At 72.4% G+C, this 16779-nt stretch carries 18 protein-coding genes, 1 tRNA gene and 1 pseudogene; 13 read left to right on the top strand and 7 right to left on the bottom strand.

Going from position 1 to position 16779, the window contains the following annotated elements; genetic code table 11:
- Positions 1-241 precede the first annotated feature (241 nt).
- From KJK29_RS04105 to KJK29_RS04050, 12 genes are all read left to right on the top strand, one after another.
- Positions 242-2254, top strand: a complete 2013-nt coding sequence (locus KJK29_RS04105; protein ID WP_215117260.1) for a sensor histidine kinase — start codon at positions 242-244, stop codon at positions 2252-2254.
- 80 nt (positions 2255-2334) lie between these two features.
- Positions 2335-2769 carry a roadblock/LC7 domain-containing protein gene (locus KJK29_RS04100; RefSeq protein WP_215117258.1) on the top strand — a complete coding sequence of 145 codons (435 nt, stop codon included), beginning with the start codon at positions 2335-2337 and terminating at the stop codon, positions 2767-2769.
- A gap of 2 nt (positions 2770-2771) precedes the next feature.
- Entirely contained in the window at positions 2772-3143 is a 372-nt protein-coding gene (locus KJK29_RS04095) for a DUF742 domain-containing protein (RefSeq protein WP_189726304.1), read from the top strand.
- On the top strand, positions 3121-3750 hold the full coding sequence (locus KJK29_RS04090) for a GTP-binding protein (protein WP_215117256.1): 630 nt from the start codon (positions 3121-3123) through the stop codon (positions 3748-3750). Before KJK29_RS04095 ends, KJK29_RS04090 begins: the two co-directional genes overlap by 23 nt.
- A 61-nt stretch (positions 3751-3811) precedes the next feature.
- Positions 3812-4384, top strand: a complete 573-nt coding sequence (locus KJK29_RS04085) for a GAF domain-containing protein (protein ID WP_215117254.1) — start codon at positions 3812-3814, stop codon at positions 4382-4384.
- Positions 4385-4565: 181 nt separating this feature from the next.
- On the top strand, positions 4566-5594 hold the full coding sequence (gene tdh / locus KJK29_RS04080) for an L-threonine 3-dehydrogenase (RefSeq protein ID WP_215117252.1): 1029 nt from the start codon (positions 4566-4568) through the stop codon (positions 5592-5594).
- A 48-nt stretch (positions 5595-5642) separates the two neighbouring features.
- Complete coding sequence (locus KJK29_RS04075) at positions 5643-6845, top strand: glycine C-acetyltransferase (RefSeq protein ID WP_215117251.1); 1203 nt, start codon at positions 5643-5645, stop codon at positions 6843-6845.
- Between the two features lie 26 nt (positions 6846-6871).
- Entirely contained in the window at positions 6872-7789 is a 918-nt protein-coding gene (locus KJK29_RS04070) for a LysR family transcriptional regulator (protein ID WP_215117250.1), read from the top strand.
- A gap of 46 nt (positions 7790-7835) precedes the next feature.
- Entirely contained in the window at positions 7836-8414 is a 579-nt protein-coding gene (locus tag KJK29_RS04065; protein WP_215117249.1) for a helix-turn-helix domain-containing protein, read from the top strand.
- Positions 8411-8944 carry a GNAT family N-acetyltransferase gene (locus tag KJK29_RS04060; RefSeq protein WP_215117247.1) on the top strand — a complete coding sequence of 178 codons (534 nt, stop codon included), beginning with the start codon at positions 8411-8413 and terminating at the stop codon, positions 8942-8944. Before KJK29_RS04065 ends, KJK29_RS04060 begins: the two co-directional genes overlap by 4 nt.
- Positions 8945-8974: 30 nt before the next feature.
- The gene (locus KJK29_RS04055; RefSeq protein ID WP_215117246.1) at positions 8975-9334 is read left to right on the top strand and encodes an MmcQ/YjbR family DNA-binding protein; all 360 of its coding nucleotides are present in this window, start codon (positions 8975-8977) and stop codon (positions 9332-9334) included.
- 107 nt (positions 9335-9441) lie between these two features.
- Positions 9442-9515, top strand: a tRNA-Pro gene (locus tag KJK29_RS04050).
- Positions 9516-9583: 68 nt separating this feature from the next.
- Here KJK29_RS04050 and KJK29_RS04045 read toward each other — a convergent pair.
- From KJK29_RS04045 to KJK29_RS04015, 7 genes and pseudogenes are all read right to left on the bottom strand, one after another.
- Positions 9584-10585, bottom strand: a complete 1002-nt coding sequence (locus tag KJK29_RS04045; RefSeq protein WP_215117244.1) for a glycoside hydrolase family 43 protein — start codon at positions 10583-10585, stop codon at positions 9584-9586.
- 31 nt (positions 10586-10616) lie between these two features.
- On the bottom strand, positions 10617-11153 hold the full coding sequence (locus KJK29_RS04040; RefSeq protein ID WP_215117242.1) for an NUDIX hydrolase family protein: 537 nt from the start codon (positions 11151-11153) through the stop codon (positions 10617-10619).
- 76 nt (positions 11154-11229) lie between these two features.
- The gene (locus KJK29_RS04035) at positions 11230-12369 is read right to left on the bottom strand and encodes an amidohydrolase family protein (protein WP_215117240.1); all 1140 of its coding nucleotides are present in this window, start codon (positions 12367-12369) and stop codon (positions 11230-11232) included.
- A gap of 1 nt (position 12370) precedes the next feature.
- Complete coding sequence (locus tag KJK29_RS04030; RefSeq protein WP_215117238.1) at positions 12371-13774, bottom strand: type I glutamate--ammonia ligase; 1404 nt, start codon at positions 13772-13774, stop codon at positions 12371-12373.
- A gap of 16 nt (positions 13775-13790) precedes the next feature.
- On the bottom strand, positions 13791-14603 hold the full coding sequence (locus KJK29_RS04025) for an SAM-dependent methyltransferase (RefSeq protein WP_215117236.1): 813 nt from the start codon (positions 14601-14603) through the stop codon (positions 13791-13793).
- A 137-nt stretch (positions 14604-14740) separates the two neighbouring features.
- The gene (locus KJK29_RS04020) at positions 14741-15565 is read right to left on the bottom strand and encodes a hypothetical protein (RefSeq protein ID WP_215117234.1); all 825 of its coding nucleotides are present in this window, start codon (positions 15563-15565) and stop codon (positions 14741-14743) included.
- Positions 15566-15696: 131 nt separating this feature from the next.
- Positions 15697-15942, bottom strand: a pseudogene (locus KJK29_RS04015) (response regulator transcription factor); the annotation flags it as partial.
- 174 nt (positions 15943-16116) lie between these two features.
- Between KJK29_RS04015 and KJK29_RS04010 the strand changes: the two are divergent.
- The gene (locus KJK29_RS04010; protein ID WP_215117232.1) at positions 16117-16755 is read left to right on the top strand and encodes a helix-turn-helix domain-containing protein; all 639 of its coding nucleotides are present in this window, start codon (positions 16117-16119) and stop codon (positions 16753-16755) included.
- The last annotated feature ends 24 nt before the right edge of the window (positions 16756-16779 follow it).

The raw sequence follows: 16779 nt of genomic DNA, 5'->3' as shown, positions 1-16779 counted from the left end.
ATACCAGAGCAGGACGCTCACCGTATGAGTTTGTCAACTGCCCACCGCACATGATGCGCTGGCGACTACTGTCAGTGGCCGTCGGAAAGCAGGCGGATCAGGGAGCGGGGACCGGCACGTGCAGGCGCAAGGCGGACGAGGGAGTAGACGCGACGGGGATCCCCGCCGCCCACGCGAGCCCGATCGCACGCCCGCGAGCCCCCCTGGCAGCCAGCACCGACGGACCAGCACGAGGACACCGATGTCTCAGCTCCGCGCCCCGGCCGCCCGCGCAGACCGCCGTGAGGGCGGGCGGCACGGGCGCCCGGCCGCCCGCACCGCACCCGCGCTGCCCGAGACCCACATACGGCCCCAACTGCTGCGCCTCGCCGTGCTGCCGCCCGTCGCCGTCGCCCTCAGCGGCTGCGCCGCCGTCCTCTTCACCGTCCGGTCCACCGGAGCACGGCCGGGCCTCACCCTGTGGGCCGTGCTCGCCGGGGCGGTCTCGGTGGCCCTCGTCGGCATCGTCGTCGCCGCGGTGGCCGCAAACCGGGCCGCCCGTTCCGTGCACGACCGCGTCGGCGCCCTGCGCCGCACCACCGCGCGGCGCGAGGCCGACCTGCGTGGCCTGGTCGAGACGCTGCGCCGCGGCGAGGGACCGCCGCAGCCCGGTCCCGACGACGAGCGGGGCGGTCCCGCCGAGGACGCCGACGACTTCGACCTCCTGTCCGCCGACCTGACCCGTGCGCACGACGGCGCCCTCACCGCCGTCGTCGAGGCCGCGCAGCTCTCCAGCCAGACCGGCAGCGAACAGAAGCTCGAGGTGTTCGTCAACCTCGCCCGGCGTCTGCAGTCACTGGTGCACCGCGAGATCTCCATCCTCGACGAGCTGGAGAACGAGATGGAGGACCCCGAGCTGCTCAAGGGGCTCTTCCACGTCGACCACCTCGCCACCCGCATCCGCCGGCACGCCGAGAACCTCGCCGTGCTCGGCGGGGCGGTCTCCCGCCGCCAGTGGAGCAACCCGGTCTCCATGACCGAGGTGCTGCGCTCGGCCATCGCCGAGGTCGAGCAGTACTCGCGGGTCAAGCTCGTGCCCCCGATCGACGGCACCCTGCGCGGTCACGCCGTCGCCGACGTCATCCATCTGCTGGCCGAACTCGTCGAGAACGCCACGGTGTTCTCCGCCCCGCAGACCCAGGTGCTGCTGCGCGCGGGCCTCGTCACCTCCGGGCTCGCCGTCGAGGTCGAGGACCGCGGACTCGGCATGCCCGTCGAGGAGCAGACGCGGATGAACGCCCTGCTCGCCGACCCGGACCAGGTGAACGTCGGCCGGCTCCTCGCGGACGGGCGCATCGGCCTGTTCGTCGTCTCCCAGCTCGCCCGTCGGCACGGCATCAACGTCCGCCTCCAGACCAACATCTACGGCGGAGTGCAGGCGGTGCTCGTCGTGCCGCAGGCGCTGTTGGGGGCGGGGGCGGGTTCTCAGGAGGGCGGCCAGTCCGAGGCCGGTACCAGTGCCGGGACGGTGCTCGAGGCCGGAGCCCGGGCGGAGTCCCTGAGGTCCCCCTCGGACGAGGGGGCGGTGCCCGGCGCGGTCGGCCCCGGCGGCGCGCCCGAGTCCCGATCCGCGCCCGAGTCCCGATCCGCGCCCGAGTCCGGATCCGCTCCCGCGACAGGGTCCTCGACGGTGTACGGATTCCCGTCCGTGCCGGGTGCCGCCTCCGAGGCACGGCCGTCGGTCCCGCTCCCCGCGCCCCCCGCACCCACCGCGTCCCGAGCGCACCGGCCCGATTCCGAACGGGACTCGGGCGGCGCCCCGAAGAACGGCCACCCCGCGCCCCTGCCCGTGCGCGGGACGCGTCGGGAGCGGCCCACCCCGGCCGAGGCACGGCCCGGGATCAGCCCGGAAGACCGGCGCGTCCTCGCCGGGAACGGCACCGAGCCGCCCACCCCCCGCAACGGCACCGTGCGCGGCACCATGGGCAAACCCCAACTGCCCCGCCGCCGCGCCCAGGAGCACATCGCACCCCAGTTGCGCGACGGTCCCACGCCGCGCCAGGACTCCGAGTACCTCGTCGGCCACGACCCCGGTCTGATGGCGGCCTTCCAGCGCGGCATCGGCCTCGCCGAGGCGCAACAGCACATGGAGTCGGGAGACACGGTCCGGGGCGAGCGGGAGCAGCCGACGCACACCGAGCCGGCACACCTGGAGCCGGCGCACACCGACCACAGCATCACCGCCCGGCGGGACGGGAGCGCACCCGCCGGATGACCACCCCCGTGTCCACCCCCACACCCATATCCACCCCCAGCGCTCCCGCAGACCTTCGTACCCCAAGGAGTCGATCCACCATGGCGAGCGATGCGCCGACCGCCCAGGTATCCGATCTCGACTGGCTGATGAGCGGCCTCGTGCAGCGCGTACCGCACACGAACGCCGCCGTGCTCCTGTCCTGCGACGGGCTAGTGAAGTCCGTACACGGCCTCGACCCGGACAGCGCCGACCACATGGCCGCTCTCGCCTCCGGCCTGTACTCCCTCGGCCGCAGCGCCGGTGTCCGCTTCGGCGACGGCGGCGACGTACGGCAGGTCGTCGTCGAACTCGACTCGACCCTGCTGTTCGTCACCACCGCCGGCTCCGGCACCTGCCTGGCCGTGCTCGCGGGCCGCGAGGCCGACGCGGCCGTGCTCGGCTACGAGATGGCGATGCTCGTCAAGAGCGTCCGCCCCTACCTGGTCACCGCTCCCCGGCAGCAGTCCGTCGAACCCCCTGCGATGAGGCCTTGACCGTGACGGCGGCCGGTGACGGGCCTTGGCTCGACGACGCGGCCGGGCGGCTGGTGCGCCCGTTCACCGTCAGCAACGGCCGCACCCGTCCCACCGTCGCGCTCGACCTCATGTCGCAGCTGATGGCCACCGGGGCGACCCCCCTCGGCTATCTCGGCCTCGAGCACACGCAGGCGCTCGACCTGTGCCGCGCGCCCGTCGCGGTCGCCGAGGTCGCCGCCCATCTGAAACTGCCGGTGGCCGTCACCAAGGTGCTGCTGGCGGACCTCGTCGACTGCGGGGCGCTGACCACCAAGCCCCCCGCCTTCTACCACAACCCGACGGACCGGGCTCTTCTGGAGGCAGTGCTCGATGGACTACGACGACAGCTCTGACTACGCCGACGGACCGCGCGGCAGCGCCGATCCGTTCCCCACCGCGCTCAAGATCCTGGTCGCGGGCGGCTTCGGCGTGGGCAAGACGACCTTCGTCGGCGCGGTCAGCGAGATCGCGCCGCTCAGCACGGAGGAGCTTCTCACCACCGTCGGTGCCGCGACCGACAACCTCGACGGCATCGAGAACAAGGTCGAGACGACCGTGGCCATGGACTTCGGCCGCATCACCCTCGACCCGAGACATGTGCTCTATCTGTTCGGCACACCCGGCCAGGAGCGGTTCTGGTTCATGTGGGACGAGCTGTGCGAGGGCGCTCTCGGGGCGGTCATCCTCGCCGACACCCGCCGTCTGGAGGAGTGTTTCGCGGCGGTCGACTTCTTCGAACAGCGCGGCCTCGGCTTCGTCATCGCCGTCAACGAGTTCGACGGCTCCCACCGCTACGACCCCGAGGAGGTGCGCGCAGCCCTCGATCTGACCGAGGACGTCCCCGTCGTGTGCTGCGACGCCCGGATCTCCAGCTCCGGGGTCCGGACCCTGCTGACCCTCGTGCGCCACCTCATCGCCCACACCCCGGCCCCCACGACGGGGTACGGCGCCCATATGTGACCCCCTCACACCTGCCACGGAGCCCCTGTATGACGCATGCCCACACTTCGCGAGTACGCCCATGAGCTACGACCCGCCGCGCCCGGCCGGTCGTCTGCTGCTCACCCCCGAGGACAAGGAGGCCCCCGCCCGCACCCACCGACTGCGCCGACTGGGTCTGGGGGAGCGCCCCGAACCCGCGCTCGACGCCTTCGCACGCCGCCTCGCCGAGCTCACCGGGGCTCCGTACGCCATGGTCAACTTCCCCGACGAGCAGCGGCAGTTCTACGCGGGCCTGTATGTCCCCGCCGTCGCGCCGGTGGTGCGCGGCGACGGCACCAGCCCCCGGGTGGGCCGTGCCCTGCCCCGCGACCATGGCTTCTGCCCCCATGTGGTGGCGCGACGCAAGGCCCTGGTCCTGGAGGACGTCCGCGACTATCCGCGGTTCGCGGGCAATCCGGTGGTCGACGAGTTCGGCATCCGCTCCTATCTGGGGGCGCCGCTCCTCGACGGCACGGGGCTGGTGCTGGGCACGGTCAGTGTCGCGGACGTCGAGCCGCGGCCCTGGGGGAAGCCGGGCCTGACGGCCATCAAGGAACACGCCGCGCAGCTCGTCCTGCGGCTGGAGGGCCTGGACGGCTCGCTGCCCTGCTGAACGCCTGTGGTTCCCGGAGTTCCCCGAGGGCGTGAAGGAAAGCTGAGGCGGCGCTTAAGAAATCCTCGATGGACCGGTGCGGCCGCCGTACGGCAGATTGCAGTGCGATCCCACTCCTCTCCCGGCCCAGGGGCTGCTTCGGCATGCCCGGAGCCGGGACTCACCCTCAGGAGCCCTTGCGGTGAAGGCACTGGTCAAAGAGAAGGCGGAGCCCGGGCTGTGGCTCACGGACGTCCCGGAGCCCGCCGTCGGGGCCGGTGACGTACTGATCAAGGTGCTGCGCACCGGCATCTGCGGCACCGACCTGCACATCAGAGCCTGGGACGGCTGGGCGCAGCAGGCGATCAATACCCCGCTCGTGCTCGGGCACGAGTTCGTCGGCGAGGTCGTGGAGACCGGACGGGACGTCACCGACATCGGCATCGGCGACCGGGTGAGCGGCGAGGGCCATCTGGTGTGCGGCAAGTGCCGCAACTGCCAGGCGGGCCGCCGTCATCTGTGCCGGGCCACCGTCGGGCTGGGCGTGGGCCGGGACGGGGCGTTCGCCGAGTACGTGGCGCTGCCCGCCGCCAACGTCTGGGTGCACCGGGTGCCCGTCGACCTCGACGTGGCCGCGATCTTCGACCCGTTCGGCAACGCCGTGCACACCGCGCTGTCGTTCCCGCTCGTCGGCGAGGACGTCCTGATCACCGGCGCGGGACCCATCGGCCTGATGGCCGCGGCCGTGGCCCGGCACGCCGGTGCCCGCAACGTCGTGATCACCGACGTCAGCCCGGAGCGGCTGGAGCTGGCCCGCAAGATCGGGGTGAGCCTCGCCCTCGATGTCTCCGCCGCGACCATCGCCGACGGGCAGCGCGCGCTCGGTCTGCGCGAGGGCTTCGACATCGGCCTGGAGATGTCCGGCCGCCCCGAGGCCATGCGCGACATGATCGCCAACATGACGCACGGCGGCCGGATCGCCATGCTCGGCCTGCCCGCCGAGGAGTTCCCCGTCGACTGGGCCCGGATCGTCACCTCGATGATCACCGTCAAGGGCATCTACGGCCGCGAGATGTTCGAGACCTGGTACGCGATGTCCGTGCTGCTCGAAGGCGGCCTCGACCTCGCGCCCGTCATCACCGGCCGGTACGGCTTCCGCGACTTCGAGGCGGCGTTCGCCGACGCGGCGAGCGGCCGCGGCGGCAAGGTCATCCTCGACTGGACCGCGTAACTCCCCCTTCTTTCAGCACGTTTCTCCGCGACCCTTTCAGGAGCCCTCATGTTCGACTCCGTGCGCGACGACCTGCGCGCCACCCTCGACGAGATCCGCGCCGCCGGTCTGCACAAGCCCGAGCGCGTGATCGGCACCCCGCAGTCGGCCACCGTGAACGTCACCGCGGGCGGCCGCCCCGGCGAGGTCCTCAACTTCTGCGCCAACAACTACCTCGGCCTCGCCGACCACCCCGAGGTCGTCGCCGCCGCCCACGAGGCCCTGGACCGCTGGGGCTACGGCATGGCCTCCGTCCGCTTCATCTGCGGCACGCAGGAGGTGCACAAGGAACTCGAGGCGCGGCTGTCGGCGTTCCTCGGCCAGGAGGACACGATCCTGTACTCCTCCTGCTTCGACGCCAACGGCGGTGTGTTCGAGACGCTGCTCGGCCCGGAGGACGCGGTCATCTCCGACGCGCTGAACCACGCGTCGATCATCGACGGCATCCGCCTGTCCAAGGCCCGCCGCCTGCGCTACGCCAACCGTGACCTGGCCGAGCTGGAGGCCCGGCTGAAGGAGGCGTCCGACGCGCGGCGCCGGCTGATCGTCACCGACGGCGTCTTCTCCATGGACGGCTATGTGGCGCCGCTGCGCGAGATCTGCGACCTCGCCGACCGCTACGACGCGATGGTCATGGTCGACGACTCGCACGCCGTCGGCTTCGTCGGCCCCGGTGGCCGCGGCACTCCCGAGCTGCACGGCGTCATGGACCGTGTCGACATCATCACCGGCACCCTCGGCAAGGCCCTCGGCGGCGCGTCCGGCGGCTATGTGGCGGCCCGTGCCGAGATCGTCGCCCTGCTGCGCCAGCGCTCCCGGCCGTATCTCTTCTCCAACACCCTCGCCCCGGTGATCGCGGCGGCCTCCCTGAAGGTCATCGACCTGCTGGAGTCCGCGGACGACCTGCGCGTCCGCCTCGCCGAGAACACGGCCCTCTTCCGCGGCCGGATGACCGAGGAGGGCTTCGACGTCCTTCCCGGCGACCACGCCATCGCGCCGGTGATGATCGGTGACGCGGCCGTAGCCGGGCGGATGGCGGAGCTGCTGCTGGAGCGCGGCGTGTACGTGATCGGCTTCTCCTACCCGGTCGTGCCGCAGGGGGCGGCCCGGATCCGGGTCCAGCTCTCGGCCGCGCACTCGACGGAGGACGTCAACCGCGCGGTGGACGCGTTCGTGGCGGCACGGGCCGAGCTGGACGCCGAGCAGGCCTGAGCGGCGCGTTTGAGACAATCGATCGCATGATCGAAGCGCGGCGGCTCCACATCCTCCGTGCGGTGGCGGACCACCGTACGGTGACGGCGGCTGCCGCCGCGCTGTACCTCACCCCGTCGGCCGTCTCCCAGCAGCTCGCCGCGCTGGAGCAGGAGACCGGCCACCGGCTCGTCGAGCGCGGCGCCAAGGGCGTACGGCTCACCCCGGCCGGTGAGATCCTCCTCGACCACACCAACGCGGTCCTCGCCCAGCTGGAGCGGGCCGAGGCCGAGCTGGCCGCGTACAGCTCGGGAGCCGCCGGCACCGTCACGGTCGCCTCCTTCGCGACGGGCATAGCCCTGGTCGTGGCGCCCGCGGTGGCCCGGCTCGCCGAGTCCGCGCCCGGGATCCGCATCCGCGTCCAGGACGCCGAGGGCGACGCCAGCCTGCCGATGGTGCTGGACCGGCAGGTCGATGTCGCCGTCGCCGTCGAGTACCGGGGTGCCCCGCCCGCCGACGACCCGCGACTGGCCCACGTCCCGCTGTACGCCGAGCCCTTCGACGCGGTCGTGCCGGTCACCCACCCGCTGTCCGGTGCGCCGGAGGTCCCGCTCGCCGGACTGGCCAAGGACCCCTGGATCGGCCCGTACCCCGGCAACCCCTGCCATGACGTGGTGGTCCTGGCCTGCGAGAACGCCGGCTTCCAGCCCCGTATGGAGCATTCCTCGGACGACTTCCGCGCGGTCGTGGCCCTCGCCTCCGCCGACGCGGGCGTGGCCCTCGTGCCGCGCTCGGCGCTGCGGGGCATGGATCTCACGGGCGTGGTCGTCCGCCCCGTCGACGGCACCGCCCCCACCCGGCGCGTCTTCGCCGCCGTCCGCCGGGGAGCGGAGGAGCACCCCCTGATCCGCCCGGTGCTGGACGCGCTCGGCGCGGCGGGACAGGCGCAGCCGCTGCCGGTGTGAGGACCGCGAAACGCGGTTGTCTCATATCCGGGATAGCGTCCCGGATATGAGAACCGATGGCGATGGTGCGGACCCCGTCGACACCCGGCTGGGCATCCGCCTGGCCGAGCTACGGGCCGAACACGGCTGGTCCCTGGGCGAGTTGGCCGAGCGCAGCGGAGTGAGCCGGTCCACCCTGTCCCGGGCCGAACGGGCGGAGATCAGCCCCACGGCCTCGCTGCTGAACCGTCTGTGCGCCGTCTACGGGCGCACCATGTCCCAGCTCCTCAGCGAGGTGGAGGCCGAGCCGTCGCCCGTCGTGCGCGCGACCGACCAGCCCCGCTGGCAGGACCAGGCCTCCGGTTTCGTACGGCGGTCCGTGTCGCCGCCGCACTCCGCCCTGCGCGGCGAACTCGTCGAGGCCCGCCTCTCGCCCGGCGCCGACATCGCCTACGACCGTCCGCCCGTCACCGGCCTCGAACAGCACATCTGGGTCCTGGAAGGCGCCCTCGACGTCACCGCGCAGGACACCGAACACCACCTCGGCACCGGCGACTGTCTGCGCATGCGCGTATGGGGGCCGACCCGGTTCCGGAGTGCCGCTCCCGAGGGTGTGCGGTATCTGCTGGCGGTGGTGCGGCCGTGATCGTCACTCGTCTCCGGGAAGAGCAACTGTCCGCTAAGGCAGAGGAGTTGGCGAGCCTGTTGGAGGCCACCGTCGACGCCGGTGCCTCGGTCGGCTTCCTCGCCCCGCTCGACCGCGCGGAGGCCCTCGCCTGGTGGGCGGAGCGGGCCGCCGACGTGGCCGCGGGCCGGCTCGTCGTGTGGGCCGCGTACGACGGGGACCGGATGCAGGGCACCGTGAGCCTCGCCTTCCCCGGCAAGGCCAACAGCCGTCACCGCGCCGAACTCGTCAAGCTCATGGTGGACCCGGACGCCCGCGGGCGCGGCCTCGGCCGCAGGCTCCTGGCGACGGCGGAGGACGCCGCCGCGGCGGCCGGAGTCACCCTCCTGCACCTGGACACCGAGACCGGCAGCCCCGCCGAGCGGCTCTACCGGTCCGCCGGCTGGACCGCGATCGGCGCGATCCCGGACTACGCGGCGAACCCCGACGGAGTGCTGCGGCCAACGACGATCTACTACAAGCACCTACCGGCAGGCGCTCTCACCAGGTGATTGTCAGTGGCAGCGGCTACCGTGCCTGCCATGCCGGATGCCGAAGACGTACGACGTATCGCCCTCTCCTTCCCGGACACCACGGAGAAGATCGCCTGGAGCATGCCCACGTTCCGGGTCGCCGGGAAGATGTTCGTGACGCTGCCCGAGGACGAGACGTCCATCGCCGTGCGCTGTCCCAAGGTCGAGCGGGACGAGCTGGTGCTCGCCGAGCCGAAGAAGTTCTGGATCGCCGACCACGAGGCGTCGTTCGCCTGGGTGCGGGCCCGGCTGGAGGCGCTGGAGGGCGAGGACGAACTGCGGGACATCCTCGCCGACTCCTGGCGCCAGGCGGCCCCGAACCGGCTCCTGGAGGCGCATCCCCGGCTGGGGCTCCCGACGGAGGAGTGACACCCCTGGAGGGCGGGCCCCCGGAAACGGATGCGCGATCACCGGCGCGAGTGCGGTATTGTTTCCCTGCGCGTTCGGCCGGGGGAACCCCCAGGTCAGACGGGCAACGGGACGTGGCGCAGCTTGGTAGCGCACTTGACTGGGGGTCAAGGGGTCGCAGGTTCAAATCCTGTCGTCCCGACAGAATCGACCAGCGGGTCTGCCGTAAGGCAGGCCCGCTGATTGCGTTACGGCGTCGGCACGGTGGCGTCAGCCGCCGCCGTCGAGGTCGTCGCGTCGGCGGAGTACCTCCAGCTCGTGGCCGCTCAGCCGCATCTCGTACAGCTTCCCGCGCGCGTTCTCGAAAGGCCGGTGGAGGATCATCATCAGCCGGCCGTCGAAGGTGTGGAACAGCATGCCGTGGCCGCTGTCGTCGCGGACCAGCGGCCGACGCTGCTCCCAGGGGCCTTGGACGTCCCCGGATCTCGATACCGCGTAGGTCTGTACGTAGCCGCCGCTGACGGTGCCGTCCTCGCCGGCCCTGTTCTTCTCGTAGGTCGACCACAGCATGAGCAGGGAGCCGTCAGGGGTGCGCTGCAGCTGAGGGCCGTCGGTGATGTACGGCGGGAGCTGGTGCGGGACGCCCGCGGGGATCTGTTCGGCGGTCCAGGGCGCGTCGGAGGCCTTGAAGAGATAGACCGGGTCGCCGGTCGTCCGGGACAGATCCGGGGTCAGCCGGATCGCCTCCATCGTTCCGTCGACGGTCTGGAGCCACTCGTGCGCGTACACCATCCAGGGCTGCCCGGAGGGGTCGACGTACAGCGTGCCGTCGAGGGTCATGAGGTGCTCGGGCGGGACGGGGCGTGCGGGGTCGAGCACGGTGAACGGGCCGAGCAGCGAGTCGGAGACCGCCGTGATCGTCCCGCGCATATGGGTCGGGGTCCGGAAGGGGACGCCCCACTGGTTCGGCGGGGGGACCGGGAGCGGTCTGTCCTCGTTGTGCAGCGTGGTGAACAGGTAGTACCTGCCGTCCCACGCGTGCACCTCCGGTGCCCAGGCGCCGTCCGTCGCCCAGATGCCCTCCTGCCCGGCGGTCCGGAACACCACGACGGGGCGCGTCCACTCCAGCAGGTCCTGGCTGCGGTAGACCATCGTGCCCGTGCCGTCCACGCCCGACACGGACGGGACGTTGGACGTGTAGAGGTGATAGGTGCCGGACTCGCCGTCCGCGACGACGAACGGATCGTGCAGCGGCATGTCGGGAAGCCGCATCAGCTCACCCCTTCGAGAGGGCCCGCCCCCGTCAGATCACACAGCCCGCATGGGCCAGCGCCTGCTTCAGCAGCACTCCGTGTCCGCCCGGCATCTCGCTCTGCACCGCCTCCGAGACGGCCTCCTGCGGGCTGAACCACACCAGGTCGAGCGCGTCCTGCCGAGGACGGCAGTCGCCCGTCACCGGCACGATGTACGCCAGCGACACCGCGTGCTGGCGGGGGTCGTGGTACGCCGTGATGCCCTGGGTCGGGAAGTACTCCGCGACCGTGAAGGGCTGCAGCGACGCCGGGACGCGGGGGAGCGCGACCGGGCCGAGGTCCTTCTCCAGATGGCGCAGCAGGGCGTCACGGACGCGCTCGTGGTGCAGCACCCGGCCGGAGACCAGCGTCCGGCTGACCGTTCCGTCGGGCCCGATGCGCAGCAGCACACCGACACTGGTGACTTCGCCGCTGTCGTCGACGCGTACCGGGACGGCCTCGACGTACAGGATCGGCATGCGGGCGCGTGTCATCTCCAGTTCGTCGGAGGACAGCCAGCCGGGCGTGGTATCGGTCATGTCAGACATTGCTTGATCATACTTTCAGCCGTTCGGACTTCCTGGATAGCCGCTCCAGGGGAACTGTGACCGGCCCCACGCCGTCCTAATCCCCTCCCGGCATGTCGTCCGGCAGCCGGTAGACCCGCAGGGCGTTGTCCCGCCCGGCCCACCGCGCGATGCGCAGCGCGTCCGGCAGGGACAGCTCGTCGGCGTCCACCCGCTCCTGGAGCAGCCCCGCGAGTCCCTGCCGGAAGGCCAGGGCTCCGAGGTGGAAGAACTCCGCCACACCGTACGCGTCGGAGCTGTACAGCAGTTTGCGGAACGGTGTGATCTCCAACGCCTCCGCGAGGACCGCACCGGCCCGGGCGGGGCCGACGTAGTGCAGGGTGAGACCGACGTCGAGGTACACCTGCTCGAAGACCGCCGAGAGGTAGGCGGCCTGCCGCTGGTAGGGCCAGCAGTGCAGCAGCAGGACGGGGATCGTCCCGGCCGTCAGGTGCAGCCAGTCCGTGAGATGGCTGGGGTCGGCCCGGTGCAGCCGGATGTCGTTGTCGCCGAACCCGGTGTGGAGTTGGAGCGGCAGGCCCAGGTCGACGGCGGTCCACAGCAGGTGCCGTACGAGGACCGGGTCGGCCAGCCGGCCGCCGCGGGCCGACCAGCGCCGGGCGGCCTCGGTGACCTCCGCGTCCGAGGGGCGGGCCGGGTCCAGGTCGAAGCCGGTGCGATAGGCCGCCACCGACTTCACGGCCACCACACCGGGCCGCCGCACGGCGTCGAGCGCGGCCGCCCGGAAGGCGTCCGCGTACGCGTCCGGCTCGACCCCTGCGGCATGCACCGACTCGGCGACCCCCTCCAGCCGTACGACTTCGTACGCGGACCCGCCCGCCGCCTCGGCGAGTTCGGGCGGGGTGGTGAGCCGGTCGGCGGCGAAGCCGGTGTCGACGCAGAGGACGTCCGTGCCCGAGGCGCGCAGGAAGCGCCGCCGCACCTCGCGCCACCCCAGCTCCGAGCGGCGGGCGAGGTACTCCTCGGGCGGGGCGTGCCGGGGCAGGTCCAGCAGGGGAGCGCAGTGGCGGCGCACGGCCACGCCCACGGGGCTGTCGAAGGGCGAGACGCCCGGCCAGACGTCGCCCTCCGTGATGAGCGACTCGAAGGCCGCCCGGTCGAGGTCGGCGGTGACGGTGCCGTGGCAGTGGTGGTCGACCAGCCGCAGGGCGTCGAGCGTCTCGTGGACCGCGCCCACGTCAGTACTTCCAGCGGTACGCCGCCGCCACCTGGTCGTCGTCCAGCCCGGCCACGGACGCCAGTTCGCCCCGCCGTACGGCGATCACCGCGTCGGCCAGGACCGGGCCGAGGGCCGCCCGCAGCGGCGCGTCCTCGCGGAACTCCTCGACGGCCTCCTGCAACGAGACCGGCAGCCGCCGCACGCCCCGGGCCGCCGCATCCGCCTCGGCCAGCCCCGCAGGGTCCCCGGTGATCTCCCCGGGCAGGGCGGCGGACGACGCCAGGCCGTCCAGTCCGGCGGCGATCAGGGAGCCGATCGCGAGATAGGGGTTGGCCGCCAGGTCGACCGGTTTGATCTCCAGGTTGGCCGCCTGGTCGCGCAGGCCCGCCGTGCCGGTGATGACGCGCAGGGCGGTCTCCCGGGTCTCGCGGCCCCAGGCGGTGAACACACCGGCCCACTGGGAGGGTCTGAGCCGCAGATAGCTCGCGGGGCTGGGGGCGGTCACGGCCGTGAGGGCGGGCAGATGGGCGAGGAGGCCGGCCGTGAACGACTCGGCCTCGGCCGTCATGCCGTACCGGCCCTCGCCCCCGGAGTGCAGGTTGACGCCGTCGCGCCACGCGGAGAGGTGGACATGGCCGCCGTTGCCGACGCCCCGGCCCACGACGGCCGGGGCGAAGGAGACCCGCAGCCCGTGCCGCTGCGCCACCGCGCGGACGGTCTGCCGCACCAGCACGCTGCGGTCGGCCGCCGCCACCGGATCGAGCGCCCCCACCGAGATCTCGAACTGCCCGGCCGCGTACTCGGGATGGACCTGTTCCACGTCGATGCCCTGCGCCGCGCAGGCCGCCAGGAGGTCGGCGGTGTAGTCGCCGAGTTCGACCTGCCGGACGGCGCCGTACGCCGGTCCGGTCGTCGCGGGCGTGAAAGTGTCGTCGGGCGCGTCGCCCTTGGCCACGGTCCACTCGATCTCGATGCCCGCCCGGAAGGCGAGGCCGTGCCGCTCGGCCGCCTCGGTGACGATCCGGCGCAGGAACGTGCGCGTGCAGCCCGGATGCCGCTCCCCGTCCTGGGTGATCCGGTCGACCGGCGCCCACGCCCAGCCGGGCTGCCCGGCCAGCACCACGAGCTGGTCGAGGTCGGGGTAGAGGCGCAGGTCGCCGTCGGGGGAGCCGAGGACGTCGGTCGTGACGATGGAGTCGTTCGCCAGGAACGTGTCGAACACCGGGGACATGCCGACGCCCCAGGCCGCCGCGGAGGCGAGCCGGGCCGTCGGGACGGTCTTCACCCGGCCGATGCCGGCGGTGTCGACGTAGGCCAGCACGACGCCCTGCACCCCCCGGCCGGAGAGTTCGCCGCTCAGCGCGGTGGCCCGCTCGACATCGCCGGGGCGGCCGCCGGGCACGGGATCCGCCAGGGTGGTCATACGCTTCTTCCTCCGGTCAGGGCTTCACGGCCACCGCGCCGAACTGCGGTACCAGCACGGCAGAGCCGGGCTCGGCATGCCACTGGCCGCACGACACCAGGCCCGGTTCGAGCAGGTCGAGCCCCTCGAAGAACGCGGCGATGTCCTTGCCGCCGCGGGCGGTGATCGGGGGCGTGGCGTTCTCGTTCCAGAACGTCATCGCCGGTATCTGGCCCGCGCCGCCGAGATCGTCGTCGAAGGTGGGGTGGGTGAGGACCAGGAAGCTGCCGGAGGGGACCGCCGCCATCACGCGGCGCACGATGTCCCGGGCCTTGTCGGTGTCCAGCACGAAGTTGAGGATGCCCAGCATCATGACGGCGACGGGCCGGGTGAGGTCGAGGGTCTGCCCGGCCCGTTCCAGGATGGCGTCCGGGTCGTGCACATCGGCGTCGATGTAGGCGGTGACGCCGTCCTGGGTGCCCGTCAGCAGGGTGCGGGCGTGCACCAGCACGATCGGGTCGTTGTCGACGTAGACGATCCGTGCGTCGGGCGCGATCCGCTGGGCGATCTCGTGGGTGTTGTCCGCCGTCGGCAGCCCCGTGCCGATGTCGAGGAACTGCCGCACGCCGCGCTCGGAGGCCAGGAACGACACGGCCCGGCCCAGGAACTCCCGGTCCGCCCGGGCGATGTCCCGGATGATCGGGAACATGCCGGCGACGTGCTCGCCGACCCGCTGGTCGACCTCGTAGTTGTCCTTGCCGCCGATCCAGTAGTTCCACACGCGGGCGTTGTGCGCCACACCGGTGTTCAGCCGCGCCGAGCCGCTCGGCGGGGTGTGGCTCTCACTCACGTCTCTTCCTCTCCTCGCACGAGCGACCGGAGGACCGGCCATCGCCGCCATTGTGCCGTTCCGGTGATCACGCTGTCCCGGGAATCGGCGGAGCGGGCAGGGCCCTTGGCGTGTCGCGGGGGAGAGCCGTGACCGGGCTACTCGACCTGGCTGGGGTCGGCCGGGGGCGTCTTGCCGGCCAGCACGTCCTTCAGGTTCTGGGTGCCGATCTTCACCGCCTGCTCGACCGAGTCCTGCTCGTCCCCGTCGAGCCCACCCGCCGTGACCGTGATGGCGTCGTTGCCGACACGGACGGCGGCGACCTCCAGGGTCAGCGTGGCCTCCGTGCCCCCGGTCGAGCCCTGCACCGTCACGCGCAGGCCTTGCCGCGCGTCGCCCACCTTGGGCAGCGAGACCTCGATGACCTGCACGGTGCGCTCTTCGCCGTCCTCGGTGACGGTGAACTGGGCGCACTCCTCCGGCAGGTTGGCCATCCAGTTCAAGGAGCCCTGCGGGTCGGTCCGGTCGTAGGAGGCGACCTGGTACAGCAGACGCGAGTCGCCCTGCTGGAAGCCGCGCAACGCGGACGTGCCCGACGGTTTGCCCAGCAGATCGTCGTCGAAGAGGGAGTCCATCAGCCGCTGGCAGTCGGCGGAGTCGGCCTTGGCCGTGAGGAAGTCGGAGACGTCGACCGTGCCGATGAGCAGGCTGTCGTGCCAGTTCTCGGCCTCCGTGTCCTTGACCTGGGTCCAGTCGTCCTCGATGTCCGCCTCGGTGATCAGCGCGGCCCGTGCGCCGTCCGTGGTCAGGGTGGCGGTGGGAGAGGGGGTCTGCTGCTTGCCGGCGACCCGGGTCGCGGTGATGCCCGACGCCCGTGACCCGTCCGCGTCGTCGCCGTCCGAGCAGGCGGCGGTGGTCAGCAGGGTTCCTGCCGCCAGGGCGGTGGAGAGTACGCGGGCGAGCGGGGACGGGCGACGGGCCATGGGGAGTGCCTCCTGGGAACGGGACGCGTGTCCTCAGCGCACCACCGGCACCGACGGCCCACCACCGGCACCGGACCGATCGGGTGAGCGCCGCCCGGAGCGATCGGGCGGGCGCCGCACGCCCCGGCCTGCGCGTGCCCGTTCTGCCGGGCCCAGGCCGCGATCTCGACGCGGTTCCGGGCGGCCGGTTTCAGCTGCACGCTGGACAGATGCGTCTTGACCGTGGACAGGGAGATGTACAGCTCGGCCGCGATCTCGGCGTTGGGGCGGCCGAGAGCGACCAGGCGGACCACGTCCAGCTCGCGCTCGGTCAGCGGCTCCTGGGGCGGCGACCTGCGTGCCGGGCCGCGTGCTGGGGGAGCGGGCTGGCAGGTGCGGGCGGTGTTTCCGGGCGGGAAGCAGTGAGCGAGCCGCTCGGAACCTGGTTCCGGGCACTCGTGCGCTGTTCAATGAAGCTGTACACCCGCCGAGCGAAGCCGCGGACCCACCGAGCGAAGCCGCGGACCCACCGAGCGAAGCCGCGGACCCGCCGAGCGTGAGAGGAGCCGCCCGTGTCACCCGCCGTCGTGCCGCCCGTCGGCGCGCGTATCCGGCAGGCCCGGCTGGAGCGTGGCAGGAGCCTGCGCGCCCTGGCCCGGGAGGTCGGTGTGTCGGCGAGTCTCGTGTCGCAGATCGAGACCGGCAAGAGCCAGCCCTCCGTCAGCACGCTGTACGCGATCACGACGGCCCTCGGGATCTCGGTGGAGTCCCTCTTCGACGCGCGGGCCTCGTCGCCCGTGGTGGGTGCTGGCACGCCGGCTTCCCTCCCGCACGCCCTCGCGGCCTTCGCCGCCGACCCGGGGCGGCGGATCGGCCCGCTGGCCGTCGCGGGGGAGCGCGAGACGCTGGAGCTGGACTCGGGGGTCCGGTGGGAGCGCCTCGGGCGGGTGCCGGGCGCGGACGTCGACTTCCTGCTGGTGACCTACCGGCCCGGCGGCTCCTCCGCGGGCTCCGGCGGACTGATGCGGCACGGGGGCACCGAGTACGGCTATCTGACCTCCGGCGAGCTGATCCTCACCCTCGGTTTCGACGAGTACACGGTGCGCCCGGGCGACGCCGTCTGCTTCGAGTCGACGACTCCCCACCGATACCGCAACGATGGAGAGGTACCCGCTGGGGGCGTCTGGTTCGTGTCGGGCGATGTTCAGTGACACTTGACACCCCTCGCACCCGGG

The sequence above is a fragment of the Streptomyces koelreuteriae genome, assembly GCF_018604545.1.
Lineage (GTDB): Bacteria > Actinomycetota > Actinomycetes > Streptomycetales > Streptomycetaceae > Streptomyces > Streptomyces koelreuteriae.
The sequence above is the reverse complement of the archived record's forward strand: the minus strand, read 5'-3'. Positions and strand labels throughout refer to the sequence as shown.